The sequence below is a fragment of the Paraburkholderia sp. D15 genome (assembly GCF_029910215.1).
Lineage (GTDB): Bacteria > Pseudomonadota > Gammaproteobacteria > Burkholderiales > Burkholderiaceae > Paraburkholderia.
The window spans coordinates 1,256,968-1,274,644 of sequence record NZ_CP110395.1 but is presented as its reverse complement, the minus strand read 5'-3'; the positions used below and the strand labels follow the sequence as shown (position 1 = coordinate 1,274,644).

At 64.1% G+C, this 17,677-nt stretch carries 19 protein-coding genes; 10 read left to right on the top strand and 9 right to left on the bottom strand.

The features are described from left to right. Positions 1-34: 34 nt before the first annotated feature. Genes kdpA through LFL96_RS05545 form a run of 3 tightly spaced genes read right to left on the bottom strand, consistent with a single transcriptional unit; the run spans position 35 to position 2,039 of the window. Positions 35-1,840 carry a potassium-transporting ATPase subunit KdpA gene (gene kdpA, locus LFL96_RS05555; protein ID WP_280998910.1) on the bottom strand — a complete coding sequence of 602 codons (1,806 nt, stop codon included), beginning with the start codon at positions 1,838-1,840 and terminating at the stop codon, positions 35-37. Then, the gene (gene kdpF, locus LFL96_RS05550) at positions 1,837-1,929 is read right to left on the bottom strand and encodes a K(+)-transporting ATPase subunit F (RefSeq protein ID WP_144155821.1); all 93 of its coding nucleotides are present in this window, start codon (positions 1,927-1,929) and stop codon (positions 1,837-1,839) included. Before kdpF ends, kdpA begins: the two co-directional genes overlap by 4 nt. Next, entirely contained in the window at positions 1,926-2,039 is a 114-nt protein-coding gene (locus LFL96_RS05545) for a potassium ABC transporter ATPase (RefSeq protein WP_120345708.1), read from the bottom strand. The genes kdpF and LFL96_RS05545 overlap by 4 nt, the downstream gene beginning before the upstream one ends. Positions 2,040-2,313: 274 nt before the next feature. On the opposite strand from LFL96_RS05545, the gene LFL96_RS05540 reads away from it, so the two are divergent. After that, entirely contained in the window at positions 2,314-3,573 is a 1,260-nt protein-coding gene (locus LFL96_RS05540) for a hypothetical protein (RefSeq protein ID WP_280998905.1), read from the top strand. 24 nt (positions 3,574-3,597) lie between these two features. Here the strand turns inward: LFL96_RS05540 and LFL96_RS05535 are convergent, their stop codons facing one another. The 3 genes from LFL96_RS05535 to LFL96_RS05525 form a co-directional block, all read right to left on the bottom strand. After that, the gene (locus LFL96_RS05535) at positions 3,598-4,572 is read right to left on the bottom strand and encodes a quinone oxidoreductase (RefSeq protein WP_280998903.1); all 975 of its coding nucleotides are present in this window, start codon (positions 4,570-4,572) and stop codon (positions 3,598-3,600) included. Between the two features lie 75 nt (positions 4,573-4,647). Next, positions 4,648-5,037 carry a methylglyoxal synthase gene (locus LFL96_RS05530; RefSeq protein WP_280998901.1) on the bottom strand — a complete coding sequence of 130 codons (390 nt, stop codon included), beginning with the start codon at positions 5,035-5,037 and terminating at the stop codon, positions 4,648-4,650. Positions 5,038-5,240: 203 nt separating this feature from the next. Further along, on the bottom strand, positions 5,241-6,020 hold the full coding sequence (locus tag LFL96_RS05525) for an SDR family oxidoreductase (RefSeq protein ID WP_280998899.1): 780 nt from the start codon (positions 6,018-6,020) through the stop codon (positions 5,241-5,243). 276 nt (positions 6,021-6,296) lie between these two features. On the opposite strand from LFL96_RS05525, the gene upp reads away from it, so the two are divergent. Then, complete coding sequence (gene upp, locus LFL96_RS05520) at positions 6,297-6,947, top strand: uracil phosphoribosyltransferase (protein WP_280998897.1); 651 nt, start codon at positions 6,297-6,299, stop codon at positions 6,945-6,947. A gap of 95 nt (positions 6,948-7,042) precedes the next feature. Here the strand turns inward: upp and LFL96_RS05515 are convergent, their stop codons facing one another. After that, positions 7,043-7,465, bottom strand: coding sequence for a type II toxin-antitoxin system HicB family antitoxin (locus tag LFL96_RS05515; RefSeq protein ID WP_281000582.1), 423 nt, complete (start codon positions 7,463-7,465; stop codon positions 7,043-7,045). Positions 7,466-8,005: 540 nt separating this feature from the next. Here LFL96_RS05515 and LFL96_RS05510 point away from each other — a divergent pair. From LFL96_RS05510 to rng, 8 genes are all read left to right on the top strand, one after another. Further along, positions 8,006-8,734 (top strand): YebC/PmpR family DNA-binding transcriptional regulator, encoded by a 729-nt coding sequence (locus LFL96_RS05510; RefSeq protein ID WP_280998895.1) that lies wholly within the window; start codon positions 8,006-8,008, stop codon positions 8,732-8,734. Positions 8,735-8,836: 102 nt separating this feature from the next. Further along, a complete protein-coding gene (gene purD, locus LFL96_RS05505) occupies positions 8,837-10,135 on the top strand; it encodes a phosphoribosylamine--glycine ligase (RefSeq protein ID WP_280998894.1) in 1,299 nt (432 codons plus the stop codon). 393 nt (positions 10,136-10,528) lie between these two features. After that, complete coding sequence (gene hemF, locus LFL96_RS05500) at positions 10,529-11,452, top strand: oxygen-dependent coproporphyrinogen oxidase (RefSeq protein ID WP_280998892.1); 924 nt, start codon at positions 10,529-10,531, stop codon at positions 11,450-11,452. An 88-nt stretch (positions 11,453-11,540) separates the two neighbouring features. After that, complete coding sequence (locus tag LFL96_RS05495; RefSeq protein WP_348638419.1) at positions 11,541-12,257, top strand: nicotinate-nucleotide adenylyltransferase; 717 nt, start codon at positions 11,541-11,543, stop codon at positions 12,255-12,257. Positions 12,258-12,261: 4 nt separating this feature from the next. Then, positions 12,262-12,714, top strand: a complete 453-nt coding sequence (gene rsfS / locus LFL96_RS05490) for a ribosome silencing factor (protein WP_280998888.1) — start codon at positions 12,262-12,264, stop codon at positions 12,712-12,714. Between the two features lie 75 nt (positions 12,715-12,789). Next, positions 12,790-13,260: a 23S rRNA (pseudouridine(1915)-N(3))-methyltransferase RlmH gene (gene rlmH, locus LFL96_RS05485; protein WP_280998886.1), complete on the top strand. Its 471-nt coding sequence runs from the start codon at positions 12,790-12,792 to the stop codon at positions 13,258-13,260. 29 nt (positions 13,261-13,289) lie between these two features. Then, positions 13,290-13,919: a Maf family protein gene (locus LFL96_RS05480; RefSeq protein ID WP_280998884.1), complete on the top strand. Its 630-nt coding sequence runs from the start codon at positions 13,290-13,292 to the stop codon at positions 13,917-13,919. Positions 13,920-13,928: 9 nt separating this feature from the next. After that, positions 13,929-15,398, top strand: coding sequence for a ribonuclease G (rng, locus tag LFL96_RS05475; protein WP_280998882.1), 1,470 nt, complete (start codon positions 13,929-13,931; stop codon positions 15,396-15,398). 94 nt (positions 15,399-15,492) lie between these two features. Here the strand turns inward: rng and LFL96_RS05470 are convergent, their stop codons facing one another. Further along, entirely contained in the window at positions 15,493-16,365 is an 873-nt protein-coding gene (locus LFL96_RS05470) for a hypothetical protein (RefSeq protein ID WP_280998880.1), read from the bottom strand. Between the two features lie 213 nt (positions 16,366-16,578). Then, positions 16,579-17,565, bottom strand: a complete 987-nt coding sequence (locus LFL96_RS05465) for an SGNH/GDSL hydrolase family protein (RefSeq protein WP_281000580.1) — start codon at positions 17,563-17,565, stop codon at positions 16,579-16,581. Between the last annotated feature and the right edge of the window lie 112 nt (positions 17,566-17,677).

The window sequence follows — 17,677 nt, the reverse complement described above, 5'->3', positions numbered from 1 at the left end:
GTCGCGGTTCATTCATGTGATTTCGACGGGCGGCTCAATGCGCGCCCATCATCATCAGATGTTCGACACCCGGACCGAGCGCGAGCGCCGGCACATAGGTCAGCGCGCCGACCAGCAGCACCGTGCCGAGCAGCAGCACGACGAACAGCGGGCCATGCGTGGGCAGCGTGCCGCCCGTGACGCCGATGCGCTTTTTCGCCGCCAGCGAACCGGCGATCGCGAGCACCGGGATGATCGTGCCGAAGCGGCCGAACCACATCGCGATCGCGGTGAGCCAGTTGTAGAACGGCGTGCTCACGGTCAAGCCGGCGAACGCGCTGCCGTTGTTGTTGGCGGCCGAGCTGAACGCGTAGAGGATTTCGGAGAAGCCGTGCGCGCCGGGGTTGGCGATGCCGGCCTTGCCCGCGTCGGTCAACACCGCGATCGACGTGCCCACCAGCACCAGCAGCGGCGTGAGCAGCACCACGATCGATACCATCTTCATTTCGTACGCTTCGATCTTCTTGCCGACGTATTCCGGCGTGCGGCCGATCATCAGGCCCGCGACGAACACGGCCAGCAGTGCGAACACGAGCATCCCGTACATGCCGGAGCCGACGCCGCCGAAGATCACCTCGCCCAGTTGCATCAGCAGCATCGGATAGAGGCCGCCGATCGGCGTCAGCGAATCGTGCGTATTGGCGACCGCGCCGCACGAGGCTGCCGTGGTCGCGACCGTGAAGATGCCCGACTGCGCGATGCCGAAGCGCGTTTCCTTGCCCTCGGCGTTGCCGCCCGATTGCAGCGCGTTGGCCGATTGATCGACGTGCAGCGCGGCGATCGCCGGATTGCCGCCTTGCTCCGCGGTTATCTCGCCGAACACGCAGGCCGCGAACGCGATCGTCATGGCCGCGAGCACCGCCACGCCCTGCTTGCGGTCGGCGATCATGCGGCCGAACACCAGCGCGAGCGCCGCCGGGATGATCAGGATCGAGAAGATCTGCAGGAAGTTCGAGAACGGCGTGGGGTTTTCATACGGATGCGCCGAGTTGCCGTTGAAGAAGCCGCCGCCATTGGTGCCGAGCATCTTGATCGCTTCCTGCGACGCGACCGGACCCATCGCGAGGGTCTGCGTTTTCACCGGCGTATCGACCGTGACCGGATTGCCCTTCGCGTCCTTCACCGGATTGCCTTGCGCGTCGAGCTTCGGCGCGGCGTAGGTGGTGGTCTGCAGGGTCGGCACGTCCTGATAGGCCTTGAAGTTCTGCACCACGCCCTGGCTCATCAGCAACGCGGCGACGATCGCCGCCATCGGCAACAGCACGTACAGCGTCACGCGCGTGATGTCGACCCAGAAGTTGCCGATGGTTTGCGCGGTGTGACGCGCGAAGCCGCGAATCAGCGCGATCACCACCACGATGCCGGTGGCCGCGGACAGGAAGTTCTGCACGGTCAGGCCGAGCATCTGCGTCAGATAGCCGACGGTCTGCTCGGGCGTGTAGTCCTGCCAGTTCGTATTGGTGACGAAGCTGACGGCGGTGTTGAACGCGCCGTCCACCGTCATCGGGCCGAACTGCTGCGGATTGCCCGGCAGCCATTGCTGCACGCGCAGCAGCGCGTACAGGAACAGCACGCCGAGCACGTTGAATGCGATCGTCGCGATCGCGTAGTGCTTCCAGCCCATTTCCGCCGACGGATCGACACCGGCGATTCGGTACAGCAGACGTTCGAGCGGACCGCCCACGCGCACGACGCGCGAGCTGCCGTCCATCACGGCGCTCAGGTAGCGGGACATCGGCACCGCGGCGACCAGCAGCACGACGATGAAGAGTCCGGCTTGCAGGACATTGTTCGCGTTCATTCAATGTCCTCCGCGCGCAACAGCGCATAGACCAGGTAGATAAACAGCAGCGCGGTGGCGGCGCCGGACAACCAGAGAATCCAGCTCATGACCGCGCTCCCTGCCCACGACGGAACTGCATCAACTTCTCGCAGCCGGCAATCAATGCAAAGGTCAGCGCGGAAAACAGCACCAGCCCCCCGACATACAGCACATCCATTTTTGTTCTCCATTCACGGACTTTGGATGGATGGAACGTTATGCCGAACCGCGTAAAGGGCTGGTCAAAGAGTCGAGGCGCGATGTAAAAATTGCGTAAACGAAAGAACCTGAATCGGCATTCCGGTCACGCGATCCATTCGGCCGGGCGATTTAAATCGGCGAATGCCGATCAGGTGGTGGGAATACGCATTGGGAAGAATTAACTCTGGTCAGACGGCGAATCGTTCGCGCATAATGACGCGCCGATATTCCATTCAATAACGACGCCCGATATGACAACCGATACTGATACCCAGAATAACCAGGATAACCAGCAAGGCCTTAACGGGACCGAAACGCCCGAAGACGATCGCCTGACCATGCTGGCCATTCTGGAATTCAAGGAATATATCGAGGCGGAACCTGCCGAAACGGTACGTCAGCGGCTGATCGCGCATCCGGAGATTCAATTCGAACCGGCAACGGTGAGGCGCATGCTGGACTGGCTGATCGCCGAAAAGTATACGGATCGGGATATCGAGGAAAAAGCCACGCTTCAGACCTTGCAATGGTCGGAAGACAATAGCGTCGATATCGAAAAACGGCTGGCGATATTGCTGTTTATTCGCGAGATCGATCCGCGTATCGACGCGCGTTTGCATGCGCTGGCCGACTTGCGCAAAAAGAAAGCGAAAAGAAGTCTGCTGATCAATTTCGGCGTGGTCGCGGCGATATTGGGCGGCTTCGGCATTTATGCGCTCATGCCCGATTCGACGCCGGGTTGCACGGCGTCGTCCACCACGGCGGCGCTGCACTCGCTCCTGTTCGAAGGCGCGCTGAAGAGCATGGCCGGCGCGCAGATGCTCGCGAAAGGCGGCATGCCGGCCGTGCGCAATCATCGCGAGGTCGGTTATGACAGCAAGGATCATTCGCGTGGCTGTCTCGCCGATATCGGCGACGGTGCCGAGAAGGAGGCGATCGGCTACATGGTGCTCCGTACGCCGGACGACAAGGACAAGTTCGCGGTGCAGGCCTTCCCGCCCGAGTACATTCAGTCGCGCTATGACGCGGCTGCGTTGAACAATACGTTCGGCAAACCGGTCGGCCGCGACAACATGGAGTCGGCGATCAAGGCCGCGCTCGCGAAGTTCGACGAGCAGACGCATGGCCCGGCGCTGGTGCGCAAGGAAGGCGAGGATCTTCCGCCGACGCTCGCCGAGAGCGTGCTGGACGTCGTGCCGAGCGCCGATTGCAAGACGGTCGCCGACGGCCGTCAGTCGTGCCCGGTGGCGATCGACTATCGCGACGATCTGATGGCGATCGTCGGCGCGCCGGCGGTGACGAAGGTGCGCGGGGAGTTCGTGTTCGTCGGCAGCGGCAATAGCTGGACGATGGCGGACGGTTTCCCGGAGGCGTTCCTGAAGGCCGTCGTGAATGGACGGATCGACCGGTTGAAGGAGCGCAACGCGGCGGCGACGGGTGGCGCGAGCGCCGCGCCCGCCGCGGATTCCACCGGCGATGCAGCCAGCGGTCCCAACGTGGCCGCGAAGTAAGCGGCCCCACCCTGCGAACGACGATTACGGCAACAGAATCGTCGACCCCGTCGTGCGGCGCCCTTCCAGGTCCGCGTGCGCCTGACCGACATCCGCGAGCGCATAGCGCTGGTTGATGCTCGTCTTCACCTTGCCCGACACCAGCACGTCGAACAGTTCCTTCGACATCGCCTCGTAATCGCCGCGCTTCGCGATATAGGTGAACAACGTCGGACGGGTGAAGAACAGCGAGCCGCGCCCCGCGAACTCGGACGAATCGATCGGCGGCAACGGCCCCGACGCATTGCCGAAGCTCACGAACATACCGAGCGGCGCGAGGCAGTCGAGCGACGCGGCAAACGTGTCCTTGCCGATCGAGTCGTACACCACCGGCACGCCCGCGCCGTTGGTGATTTCGCGCACGCGCTTCGTAAAGTTCTCGCGCGTGTAGACGATCGCGTGGTCGCAACCGTGCGCTTTCGCGATCTCCGCCTTTTCATCCGAGCCGACGGTGCCGATCACCGTAGCGCCCAGCGCCTTCGCCCACTGGCACACCAGCAGCCCGACGCCGCCCGCCGCGGCCTGGATCAGGATCGTGTCGCCGGCCTTCACCGGATACGTGCGGCGCAGCAGATACTGCGCGGTCAAGCCTTGCAGCATCACCGACGCGGCCTGCTCGTCGGTCAGCGCGTCGGGCACCTTCACCACCTGCGCGGCGGCCAGCACGCGTTCCTGCGTGTAGGCGCCGGGCGGCCGCGCGACATAGGCGACGCGGTCGCCCGCCTTCAGGTCCGTCACGCCCGCGCCGACCGCCGTCACTTCGCCGGCGGCCTCCATGCCGAGCCCGCCGGGCAGCGGCAGCGGATACAGACCGGTGCGGAAATAGACGTCGATATAGTTCAGCCCGACCGCCGTCTGGCGGATGCGGATCTCGCCCGCGCCCGGCTCGCCCACCTCGACGTCGACCCATTTCATGACTTCCGGGCCGCCGGTTTTATCGAATCGGATTGCTTTGACCATTACGTCTCCTTGATGGTGTTGTTGCGTGAGCAGCCGGACGCGCCGCCTGGGCGCTTCCGCTTCAGACCTGCCGTCTCAAACCTGCTGGCTCACGCGCAAGGTCAGCGCGTCGAGCAGCATGCGCGCGGTGGAAATATTGGTCGCGCACGGGATGTTGTGCACGTCGCAGGCGCGCACCAGCGCGTTGATGTCCGGTTCGTGCGGCTGCGGCGTCATCGGGTCGCGCAGGAAGATCACCATGTCCACGCGGCCTTCCGCGAGCTGCGCGCCGATCTGTAGATCGCCGCCGTGCGGGCCCGACAGCATGCGCTCGACCGTCAGGCCGTGCGTGTCGGCGATGCGTCCGCCGGTCGTGCCGGTCGCGACGATCTCGCAACGCCGCAGCGTATCGACGTACTCGCCGGCCAGTTTGACGATGTCGTCCTTCTTGTGATCGTGCGCGATCAGGGCAATGCGGGTACTCATGACGTAAGACTCCTGAAACCGTTGTGATTGTCGTTGTTGTAGTGAGGATGAAACTGCCGGCGGCGGCGCTGCCGTGGAACCGGGAAGTTGTCGGTGAAACTTTCTGCGAAGCCGTGAAGCTGTGAAGCTATCCAGCCCTAAGACCTATCAAGGCGCAAACCGCGAAGCCGCGCCGGACACTTACGCGCCCGGAACGCGACCGGTCAGAACGTGCCCGGATACACCCCGCCGTCGATCAGCCAGTTCTGGCCGGTGATGTAGCCCGCATGCGCGCTGCACAGGAACGCGCACGCGCGGCCGAATTCGTCGCGCGTGCCGAAGCGGCCCGCGGGAATCGTCTTCATGCGCTGCTTGCGGGCGTCGTCGACGGAAATGTTTTGCGCCTTGGCCTGCGCGTCGAAAGTGACGGCGATGCGGTCGGTGTCGAAGATGCCCGGCAGCAGGTTGTTGATCGTCACGCCGGTCGGCGCGACCTTGCGCGCGAGGCCCGCGACGAAACCCGTCAGCCCCGAGCGCGCGCCGTTCGACAGCGCCAGCACGTCGATCGGCGCCTTCACCGCCGAACTCGTGATGTTGACGATGCGCCCGAAACCGCGCGCGCTCATCGTGTCGATGGTCGCGCGGATCAGTTCGATCGGCGTGAGCATGTTGCTTTCCAGCGCGCGGATCCAGTCCTCGTGCGAGAAGTCGCGGAAATCGCCCGGCGGCGGCCCGCCCGCGTTGTTGACCAGAATGTCCGGCTGCGGACACGCGGCGAGCGCCGCCGCGCGGCCTTCGGGCGTGGTGATGTCGCAGGCCACCGTGCGCACTTCCACGCCGCTCTGCTTGCGGATCTCGGCGGCGGTCGCCTCGAGCGTCTCCGCGGTGCGCGCGACGATCGTCAGGTTGACGCCCTCGGCGGCGAGCGCTTCCGCGCAGCCGCGCCCCAGGCCCTTGCTGGCCGCGCAGACCAGCGCGGTGCGTCCGGCGATTCCCATGTCCATGTGCGTGTCCTCGTGATGGTGGCGGCGCGCGGGCCCAGACCTGAAGGCTGACAATGCCTGACGATCCTCGACGATCGACGCGCGCGGCGGAATCCCCCGATTCTAGAAGAATCGGTGCCGGACTGCGCCGGGACGCTGCAATCTCCGGTATGTCGCGCGGCGCTCTTTCGGTAAACTTGCGCCGTGGCGCGTCCGCCAGCCCGCTTCGGCCGGCGGCGGCGCGCCGGAACGATCCCCGGATCCCCGATCCCTCTAGCCGCCGTTTGCGCCCCCGCCATGACCCAGGACAGCCGTTTTCCCAATCTATTCATCCTCGATCACCCGCTGATCCAGCACAAGCTGTCGCATATGCGCGACCGGGACACCTCGACCCGCACGTTCCGCGAACTGCTGCGCGAAATCACGCTGCTGATGGGCTATGAAATCACCCGCAACCTGCCGATGACCACGCGCCGCCTGACCACGCCGCTCGTCGATATCGACGCGCCGGTGATCGCCGGCAAGAAGCTCGCGATCGTGCCGGTGCTGCGTGCCGGCATCGGCATGTCGGACGGACTGCTGGAACTGGTGCCGTCGGCGCGGGTGGGTCACATCGGCGTGTACCGCGCGGAGGACCATCGCCCGGTCGAGTATCTGGTGCGCCTGCCGGACCTGGAAGACCGCACGTTCATTCTGTGCGACCCGATGGTCGCGACCGGCTATTCGGCCGTGCACGCGGTAGACGTGCTCAAGCGCCGCAACGTGGCCGGCGAGAACATCATGTTCCTCGCGCTGGTGGCCGCGCCCGAAGGCGTGCAGGTGTTCCAGGACGCGCACCCGGACGTCAAGCTGTACGTGGCCTCGCTGGATTCGCATCTGAACGAACACGCGTACATCGTGCCGGGTCTCGGCGATGCCGGTGACCGGTTGTTCGGGACGAAGAACTGACGGGATGATGGAAGCGTCACCGTGCGGCGCGAGATAAGGTCGCGCCGCCCGCGTCGATTTTTTTCGTGGTTGCCTGATTTTCAGCTGATTTTCACTTATGCCGGCACGATCGACAGTTCGAGCCGTTTGCCGAGCGCCGCGAACGCGGACGCGATCGTATCGATCTTGGTCACGTGGCCAAGATCGATCACCCGCTGGATATCCTGCGCGCGCGTGTGCAGGCGCCGCGCCAGCTCGGAAGGCGTCACCTTCTGGGCCAGCATTTCGTTGAGCAACAGCACCTTGGCCGCCAGGCTGGCGGGCAGCTCGATGACCTCCTCGCCCCGCCGCGCTTTCGACGGCACGGGCACCTGGCGCTTATCTTCGAAGTAAAAATCCATCGCCGTCGCGAGCGCGTCGGCCGCCATCTCGCGCGCTTCGTCAAGCGTCGCGCCGGACGTCAACGCCTCCGGAATATCGCGAAACGACACGGTAAAACCAGCTTCGTCCGCTTCGATGCGGGCTGGATAGCGAAACATAAATAACTCTCCAAAAGTCCGTGCACGGGTGAAACGTCGGGCGGTGACGAAGCCCCTCGCGGGGCTTGCCTTTATTTGCAATGCTTGCTGCCTTGTTCGAAAGTCGCTCCCTGGTCAGCGAGCCATCGTCTGAACTCGCTTTGCTTCACCGGCCCTCCTGTGTCCATGAACACAAAGCAAAATATAAACAAAAATGTTTACTTTTGCACATGATGCCGCCATCCCGGACGTGCATTAAGTCGCCGGAGATGCCCGCAAACGCTGTCCGCCCCGCCCATTTCGCGCCATCTCCCCTCGGCCGCCCGGCCCCGGCGTGATAAAATTCGAATCCGCTCAATGAGCGAGTCAAAGAGCGACTCAACTGCGCGATCAACCGGTGCGACCACCCGGCGCGGCGCGCCTCAAGCGGGCGGCGAACCCCAGACGGTTAGACATCAAGGCGCAACGGCGCGCATTCGCGACTCACGCGCAAGCGCCCCAGCATCGCAACGACAATGGCACTATGCGTGCGCCAGAGCGGCGCGCGCGATGGAGAAAGGTATGGCGGGTCATTCGAAATGGGCCAACATCAAGCATAAGAAAGCAGCGGCCGACGCCAAGCGCGGCAAGGTCTGGACGCGGCTCATCAAGGAAATCCAGGTCGCGGCGCGCATGGGCGGCGGCGACATCGACTCGAACCCGCGTCTGCGGCTCGCCGTCGAAAAGGCGTACGACGCCAACATGCCGAAAGATAACGTCAACCGTGCGATCCAGCGCGGTGTGGGCGGTGTGGACGGCGCAAACTACGAAGAAATCCGCTACGAAGGCTACGGCATCGGCGGCGCGGCGGTGATCGTCGACACCATGACCGACAATCGCACCCGCACCGTCGCGGAAGTGCGTCACGCGTTCTCGAAGAACGGCGGCAACATGGGCACGGACGGCTCGGTGTCGTTCATGTTCGATCACGTCGGCCAGTTCCTGTTCGCACCCGGCACGGCGGAAGACAAACTGATGGAAGCCGCGCTCGAAGCCGGCGCCGACGACGTCGTCACGAACGAAGACGGCAGTATCGAAGTGCTGTGCCCGCCGAACGATTTCCCGAAGGTGAAGGCCGCGCTCGAAGCCGCGGGCTTCAAGGCCGAACTGGCCGAGGTCACGATGAAACCTCAGACGGAAGTCGAATTCACCGGCGACGACGCGCTGAAAATGCAGAAGCTGCTCGACGCGCTGGAGAATCTGGACGACGTGCAGGAAGTCTACACAAACGCCGCGATCGCCGACGAATGAGCGTGCGCGGGCAATGCGCGCCGCGCATCGCGAACTGGCTGTTATTGCACGGCTGAGCGGGTTGCCTCAGCCGTTTATGGTTTTTAAGTCTCGGGGATTCACATGAAGTTACTCGTCGTCGGTTCCGGCGGTCGCGAACATGCGCTCGCATGGAAGCTCGCGCAATCGCCGCGGGTCCAGCTCGTCTACGTGGCGCCGGGCAATGGCGGCACCGCGCAGGACGAACGCCTGCGCAACGTCGACATCACCGAGCCGGCCGCGCTCGCCGATTTCGTCGAGAAGGAGCAGATCGCCTTCACGCTGGTCGGGCCGGAAACGCCGCTGGCGGCAGGTATCGTCAATCTGTTCCGCTCGCGCGGTCTGAAGATTTTCGGGCCGACCAAAGAAGCCGCCCAGCTCGAAAGCTCGAAGGACTTCGCGAAGGCCTTCATGAAGCGCCATGCGATTCCGACGGCCGAGTACGAAACCTTCGCCGACGTCGCCGCCGCGCACGCGTATCTGGACGCCAGGGGCGCGCCGATCGTGATCAAGGCCGACGGCCTCGCCGCCGGCAAGGGCGTGGTGGTCGCGCAGTCGCTGGAGGAAGCGCACGCCGCGGTCGACATGATGCTGTCGGACAACAAGCTCGGCGATGCCGGCGCGCGCGTCGTGATCGAGGAATTCCTCGCCGGCGAGGAAGCGAGCTTCATCGTGATGGTCGACGGCAAGCATGTGCTGCCGCTCGCGTCGAGCCAGGACCACAAGCGCCTGCTCGATGCCGACCAGGGCCCGAACACCGGCGGCATGGGCGCCTACTCGCCCGCGCCGATCGTCACGCCGCAACTGCATGCGCGCGTGATGCGCGAAATCATTCTGCCCACCGTGCGCGGCATGGAGAAGGAAGGCATCCGCTTCACCGGCTTCCTGTACGCGGGTCTGATGATCGACGCGCAAGGCAACCCGAAGACGCTCGAATTCAACTGCCGGATGGGCGACCCCGAAACGCAGCCGATCATGGCGCGCCTGAAGGGCGATTTCTCGAAGGTGGTCGAGCAGGCTATCGCCGGGACGCTGGATACGGTCGAGCTGGAATGGGACCGCCGCACCGCGCTCGGCGTGGTGCTTGCCGCGCACAACTACCCGGACACACCGCGCAAGGGCGACCGTATCAACGGTATTCCGGCGGAAACGGCGGATTCGGTCACGTTCCATGCAGGCACCACGCTCGCCGACGGCAAGCTGTCCACCTCGGGCGGCCGCGTGCTGTGCGTGGTGGGGCTGGCGGACTCGGTGCGCAGCGCGCAGTCGGTGGCTTATGAAACGATCAACCAGATCGCGTTCGACGGCATGCAGTATCGCCGCGACATCGGTTATCGCGCGTTGAATCGCAAGCACGACGCGAAGGCCGACGGCAAACACTAAGCCGTCGTCCCGTTGCAGCCTGGCTTGCAGCGGTTCGGCAAGCCGGCTTGCGACCGGGTTCGAACAGGCTGGTGGCCAGGCTTGGAGCCACGTTTATAAGCCGGCTCATAACCGGCCTATAACCGGATTGGCCGTCTCATTCGCAACCCCGCTTGCCCGCGTGAAGCGCCGGCGGCGCTACACTGCGGGTTTTCGCGAAGGTCGCCGCGGTTAGCCGTCACACCTACCGACGGCAACCCAGGCAAACCCAAGGCCGACCAAAGCCCACCAGCCGCAACACGGTCTGCCATTCACCGCCGGATGTTCACGCAGCGCCATTCGCGAACACCCGGCCACCGCCTCTCACAACGAACCCGCGGCACGCACGGCGCGCCGCCCTCAGCATCTGCATTCATGACCGATTCGAGCTACGACGTACAAGCTGTCCGCAGTTGGCTGCAAGGCCTGCAATCGCATATCGCGGACACGCTCGGCGCTTTCGACGGCGCGCCGTTCGCCACCGACGCGTGGCAACGCGCGCCCGGCGAAAAGCTACGCGGCGGCGGCTGTACGCGCATTCTGGAAGGCGGCCGGTTCTTCGAGCGCGCCGGCATCGGCTTTTCGGACGTCGCCGGCGACGCGCTGCCGGGTTCGGCAAGCGCCGCGCGTCCGCAACTGGCCGGTCGCGGTTTCGAGGCAATGGGCGTGTCGCTCGTGCTGCACCCGCACAATCCGCACTGCCCGACCGTGCACATGAACGTGCGGCTGCTGATCGCCACCAAGGCCGGTGAAGAGCCGGTGTTCTGGTTCGGCGGCGGCATGGATCTGACGCCGTATTACGGCTACGAGGAAGACGCGCAGCACTTTCACCGCACCTGCCGCGACGCGCTGCAGCCCTATGGCGCGGACCTCTACCCGAGCTTCAAGCGCTGGTGCGACGAGTATTTCTTCCTCAAGCATCGCAACGAACCGCGCGGCATCGGCGGGATTTTCTTCGACGATTTTTCGGCGCCGGGCTTCGACCGTTCGTTCGAGATGCTCAGAAGCGTCGGCGACGCGTTCCTCGCGGCCTACCTGCCGATCATCGAAAAGCGCCGCAACATTCCGTACGGCCAGGCCGAGCGCGATTTCCAGGCCTACCGGCGCGGACGCTACGTCGAGTTCAATCTGGTCTTCGACCGTGGCACACTGTTCGGGCTGCAAAGCGGCGGACGCACGGAATCGATCCTGATGTCCATGCCGCCGGTGGTGAACTGGCGCTACAACTGGCAACCCGAGGCAGGCACGCCGGAAGCGCGTCTTTACAGCGATTTTCTGGTGCCGCGCGACTGGGTGTAAAGCGCCCGTCGCCAGCCTGTTCCGCCCTGCCCCGCACGTGGCCACGACAAAGGACCTTCACCTGAAGCCGACCGCTCACCCTGTTGCCCTGCCGCGCCGGATCGGTTTGCTCGGCGGCACCTTCGACCCGATCCACGACGGCCATCTCGCGCTTGCGCGGCGGTTCGCCGAGGTGCTGCGACTGACCGAGCTGGTGCTGCTGCCGGCCGGTCAGCCCTGGCAGAAATCGGATGTCTCGCCCGCCGTGCACCGTCTCGCGATGACCCGCGCGGCGGCCGGCGAACTGGCGTTGCCGGACACGACCGTGCGCGTCGCGACCGACGAGATCGATCACGACGGCCCGACCTACACGGTCGACACGCTGCGACGCTGGCGCGAACGCGAAGGCGACGATGCATCGATCGTGCTGTTGATCGGCGCGGATCAACTGGTGCATCTCGACACATGGCGCGACTGGCGGCGCCTGTTCGACTACGCGCACATCGGCGCGGCCACCCGGCCGGGTTTCGACCTCGCGTCGATCCCGCCGGCGGTCGCCCAGGAAATCGACGCGCGCCGCGCCCGCGCCGAGGTACTGCAAGCCACGCCCAGCGGACATCTGCTGATCGACACGACGCTTGCGTTCAACGTCTCGGCCACCGACATTCGCGCGCATCTGCGCGAACAGGTGACCGAACGGCTCGCCACCCAGCGGCTCGCCCTCGCGGGCGCCGGGCCGCGCGACCCGAGCCAGGCGCGGGCCGCAAGCCATGTCCCCACCGCGGTGTGGGACTATATTCTTCAACATCATCTGTACCACCGGTAACCTCATGGATATTCGCAAACTACAACGCGTGATCGTCGACGCTCTCGAAGACGTCAAAGCGCAAGACATCAAGGTGTTCAACACCAGCCACCTGACCTCGCTGTTCGATCGCGTGATCGTCGCAAGCGGCACGTCGAACCGTCAGACCAAGGCGCTCGCTTCCAGCGTGCGCGAAAGCGTCAAGGAAAACGGCGGCGAAATCATCAGCACCGAGGGCGAGGACATCGGCGAATGGGTGCTGGTGGACTGCGGCGACGCGGTCGTCCACATCCTGCAACCGGCGCTGCGCCAGTACTACAACCTCGAGGAGATCTGGGGCGACAAGCCGGTGCGGCTGAAGCTGTCGACGCCCGATCCGTTCGGCGGCGCACGCGCGAGCGAGCCCGACGACGAGGAAGAAGACGACGCGCCGGCCGTGAAAAAGCCCGCGCGCAAAACGGCCGCCCGCCGCAAGTAACGGCCGAGGCCTGGCCTTGGCCCGGGTCGGCCCCGGTGCCGCCAGGCGCCGCCCACGTCTTCGACATCACCGCTGATGAAACTGCACATTCTCGCTGTCGGCCACAAGATGCCGGACTGGATCGCCACCGGCTTCGACGAATACGCGAAGCGCATGCCGCCCGAGCTGCGCATCGAGTTGCGCGAGATCAAGCCCGAGCAACGTTCGTCGGGGCGTTCGGCGGAAAGCGTGATGGCCGCCGAGCGGCAGAAGATCGAGGCCGCGTTGCCGAAGAACGCGCGCATCGTCGCGCTCGACGAGCGCGGCAAGGACTGGACCACGATGCAGCTCGCCACCGCGCTGCCCGGGTGGCAGCAGGACGGCCGCGACGTGGCGTTTCTGATCGGCGGCGCGGACGGGCTCGACCCCGATCTGAAGGCGCGCGCGGACATGCTGCTGCGCGTGTCGAGCCTGACCTTGCCGCACGCGATGGTCCGCGTGCTGCTCGCCGAGCAGCTTTATCGCGCGTGGACCATCACGCAAAATCATCCCTACCATCGCGTGTGAGCGGAGCAGACCGCCGCACGGAATCGCCCATGCCCATCTCCGCCGCTTCGCTTTATCCGTCCGTCTATCTCGCTTCGCAAAGTCCCCGCCGCCAGGAATTGCTGCAACAGCTCGGCGTGCGATTCGAACTGCTGCTGCCCCGCCCCGATGAAGACGCCGAAGCGCTCGAAGCCGAGCTGCCCGGCGAGAGCGCGCGCGACTACGTGCAGCGTGTTTGCATCGCCAAGGCGCGCGCCGCGCGCGCACGGCTCGAAGCCGGCGGCCACGAGGCACGGCCCATCCTGGTTGCGGACACAACCGTCACGATCGACGGCGCGATTCTCGGCAAGCCGCTCGATGCCGACGACGCGGTCGCGATGCTCACGCGCCTTGCCGGCCGCGATCATGAAGTGCTGACCGCGCTCGCCGTGATCGATGCAGACGGTGTATTACTGCCCGCGGCCCTGTCGGTTTCGAAGGTGCGTTTTGCTGCATTGCACGCAGACGCGATCCGCCGCTACGCAGCCAGCGGCGAGCCGCTCGGCAAGGCCGGCGCGTACGGCGTGCAGGGACGCGCCGCGGAGTTTATCGAACATATCGACGGGTCCTATTCAGGTATCATGGGTTTGCCGCTTTTTGAAACCGCTGCGCTCCTGCGCGCAGCGCGCATCGACTTCTAGAACAACACCATGAATGAAGAAATCCTGATCAATGTCACGCCGCAGGAAACGCGCGTCGCGCTAGTCCAGCAAGGCGCCGTCCAGGAACTTCACGTCGAACGAACGCTGTCGCGCGGCCGCGTCGGCAACGTCTATCTCGGCAAGGTCGTCCGGGTTCTGCCGGGCATGCAATCCGCCTTCATCGACATCGGTCTCGAACGCGCCGCGTTCCTGCACGTGGCCGACATCTGGCATCCGCGCATTGCCGGCGAGCCACAACATCAGGCGCCGCATCAGCCGATCGAGAAGATCGTCTTCGAAGGTCAGACGCTGATGGTGCAGGTCGTGAAGGACCCGATCGGCACCAAGGGCGCGCGGCTCTCCACGCAGGTGAGCATCGCGGGCCGCACGCTCGTGTATCTGCCGCAGGAACCGCACATCGGCATCTCGCAGAAGATCGAGAGCGAGGCCGAACGCGAAGCGGTGCGCGCGCGCCTGACCGCCGTGCTGCCTGCCGACGAGAAAGGCGGCTACATCGTCCGCACGATCGCCGAGGATGCCACCAGCGAGGAACTCGCGGCCGACGTCGCGTATCTGCGCAAGACGTGGGCGACCATCATCTCGCAGGGTCAGCGCATGCCGCCGACCAGCCTGCTCTACCAGGATCTGAATCTCGCGCAGCGCGTGCTGCGCGATTTCGTCAATGACGAGACCTCGCGCATTCAGGTCGATTCGCGCGAGACGTACCAGATGCTCGCGGACTTCGCGGCGGAGTTCACGCCGGCCGTGTCGGCGAAGCTGCATCACTACACCGGCGAGCGGCCGCTGTTCGATCTGTACAACATCGAGGCGGAGATCCAGCGCGCGTTGTCGCGCCGCGTGGATCTGAAGTCGGGCGGCTACCTGGTGATCGACCAGACCGAGGCGATGACCACCATCGACGTGAACACCGGCGGCTATGTGGGCGCGCGCAATTTCGACGATACGATCTTCAAGACCAATCTCGAAGCCGCGCACACGATCGCGCGACAATTGCGGCTGCGCAATCTGGGCGGCGTGATCATCATCGATTTCATCGACATGGAGAACACCGAGCATCGCGATCAGGTGCTGGGCGAACTGAAGAAGGCGTTGTCGCGCGATCGCACGCGCGTGACGGTGAACGGCTTCTCGCAACTGGGTCTCGTCGAGATGACCCGCAAGCGGACCCGCGAATCGCTCGCGCATGTGCTGTGCGAACCGTGTCCGGTGTGTCAGGGCAAGGGCCAGGTGAAGACGTCGCGCACCGTGTGCTACGACGTGCTGCGCGAGATTCTGCGCGAGTCGCGCCAGTTCAATCCGCGCGAGTTTCGCGTGGTGGCGTCGCAGCAGGTGATCGATCTGTTTCTGGAAGAAGAGTCGCAGCATTTGGCGATGCTGATCGATTTCATCGGCAAGCCGGTGTCGTTGCAGGTGGAGTCGAATTTGAGTCAGGAACAGTACGATATTGTGCTGATGTAGGTAAGCGCCGCGCGCCATCTGCGAAGACCAACGCCTAACGACAGAAGGCCGCCATGAAGGCGGCCTTCTTACATCCATGACGCGAGGTGCCAGCCTAGCCGATCGCGCGACCAGTGCGGCCGGTGCGCCCAACCACTGCGCCGTAAAATGACATGCGCAAGCTTGCGTCCTTAATCAGCAACCAGGCGAGCGACACCGCCAAACCTGCCAGCAGACCGAATACGGAGCAAGCCCCCGCCGACAGCGAGTCCGGACGATCGCGCACATACACCGGCGCAACCGCTTTCGTATTAAACATTCTTGTCGTGTCGAGTTGATCGCGCAATCGGGCGATCTGCTCAGTAAGCGCACGCGTTTCGAAACCATCCGACTGGATCAGAATTGAAAAGACGATATCCTGCGATCCATGCGAATTATCGGCACCGGATTTAGATTGAAGCCGGGATAAAATCGCGGACCGCTGGTCGAGGTGTTCTTTAAGTTGCTGCTCGTATTGAGTTAGCAGCTTCTGCTTTCTGTCAATAGCTGGCGCAAGCAGCGCTTCGTGATCCTTTTGGATCAGCGCTAAAGCCGCTATTGCATTGTTCTTCGCCTCCTGTGGCGAATATCCGTTGACGTGAATTTCGATCAGACTACCGCCTCGCGGAACATTGGCCCATAAAGTCTTCTTGAATAGCTTCACGCGCGGATCCTCATCATCCCCGGGAAGACCCATGCTGGTGATCACTTGAGTTGCAAACGAGGGAAATTTGATCCGTTCGACCAAACCCGCCGGATCGACCAGCGGCGTGCCGTTTTCAGTTTGCCCAACCTGCACCAGTACCCGCGCCGGCCATCGTTTCGGAACCAGCGTCGAACCGGCGACACCGACTACTGCACCAAGAACCGATATCACCAGAATCGATTTCCAGCGTTTGCCAATTGACTCTGCCAACCGTTGAACCCCAGCGTTTTTTGCGTGCTGCATTCTCTCTCCGTAGCGCAAGCATATTTTTCGTGACGGATTCTATCGCACGCGCACCGGAAATTACTCGACAAGCCGGTAATGACTTCGCAATTTGTAAAAAAGCATCACATTCCAATTGAAGTTATGACCGACTCAAACAACTGCGTAAGAACATGGGCATCTCACGAGTGAGCCCAAACGACCAGATCGCTCAATTGATTATTCAATACGCATTCAATGCCCCAATCCCGTCGCCGCAATCTGCTGCTCCACGAATTGCGCGAATAGCGCGTGCAGATGCGTGGTCGGATGAAGGTCGTCGGCGAACATATAGGTCTGGTCCGCGTTGGCTGTCGCATAGGTAGCCGGCGAGCACAGCAGCGAGGTGTCATCCGGCGTCTTGTTCGGGTCGCAGGCCTGCGCGGTGTTCGACACCGTGAAGCCGTTGCTCTGATAGTTCGCGACGACGCCGTTCAGCCATGTGTAGGCATCGACGGGGATCACCTTGCCTTGCAGTCCCGCCGTCTGCAACGCGGTGTTCAGGTCGCTGTTGAAAAGCTGCGAGAGCTGCGTCAGATTCGCGCCGCCATCGGCGGAGGTCACGCCCTTCGGCGACAGGCCGATGTTCGGCACGTTGACCACCACGACATGCGTCGCGCCGTTCCCGACAATCTGGCCGATCACCTGGGCCAGCGCGGTGGCGGCCGTCTGCACGACCGGCGCCGCGCTCGGCAGGGTGCCGGCGCGCAGGACGTCGTTCGCGCCCGCCCACACCAGCACGAGCTGGTTCGCGTTGAAACTGCCGTGGGTGCTCAGATAGCTGCCGACCTGCTGATTCACCGGCATCTCGACGTTGCCGATCACGTCGGTGAGAAAGTCGTACTGGTTGGCCGGCGTCGCCACCGTGGAGCCGCCTTCGGCGTAGCCGAAGCCGTTCTGCGGACTCAGCTCATGACCGACGTCGATCGTGAATGCGGCGGTAAGCGAACCGCCGTAGTACTGCGCGACATCCTGCGACCAGACCTGACCGGGATTGGTCGTGAAGCGTCCGCCGCCGACCGCGCCGGCGATCGGCGCATAGGTGCCGACGTCGGACAGACTGTCGCCGAACGACACGACCTGCAGATTGATGCCGCCCGCAGGCGACGATCCGCTGCTGGTGCTTGAACTGCCGCCGTGTCCTCCGCCGCATGCACTCAGCAACACGCTCGACGCGCACATCACGCCGGTAAAAACAGCAGCATTTATTGTTTGACGGATTGCTTTCATGTCGGCTCCTGCCTGACGGTCGGGCTAAGGGAGGTGCGTCCGCATGGGCCGCGCGTCACGCGTC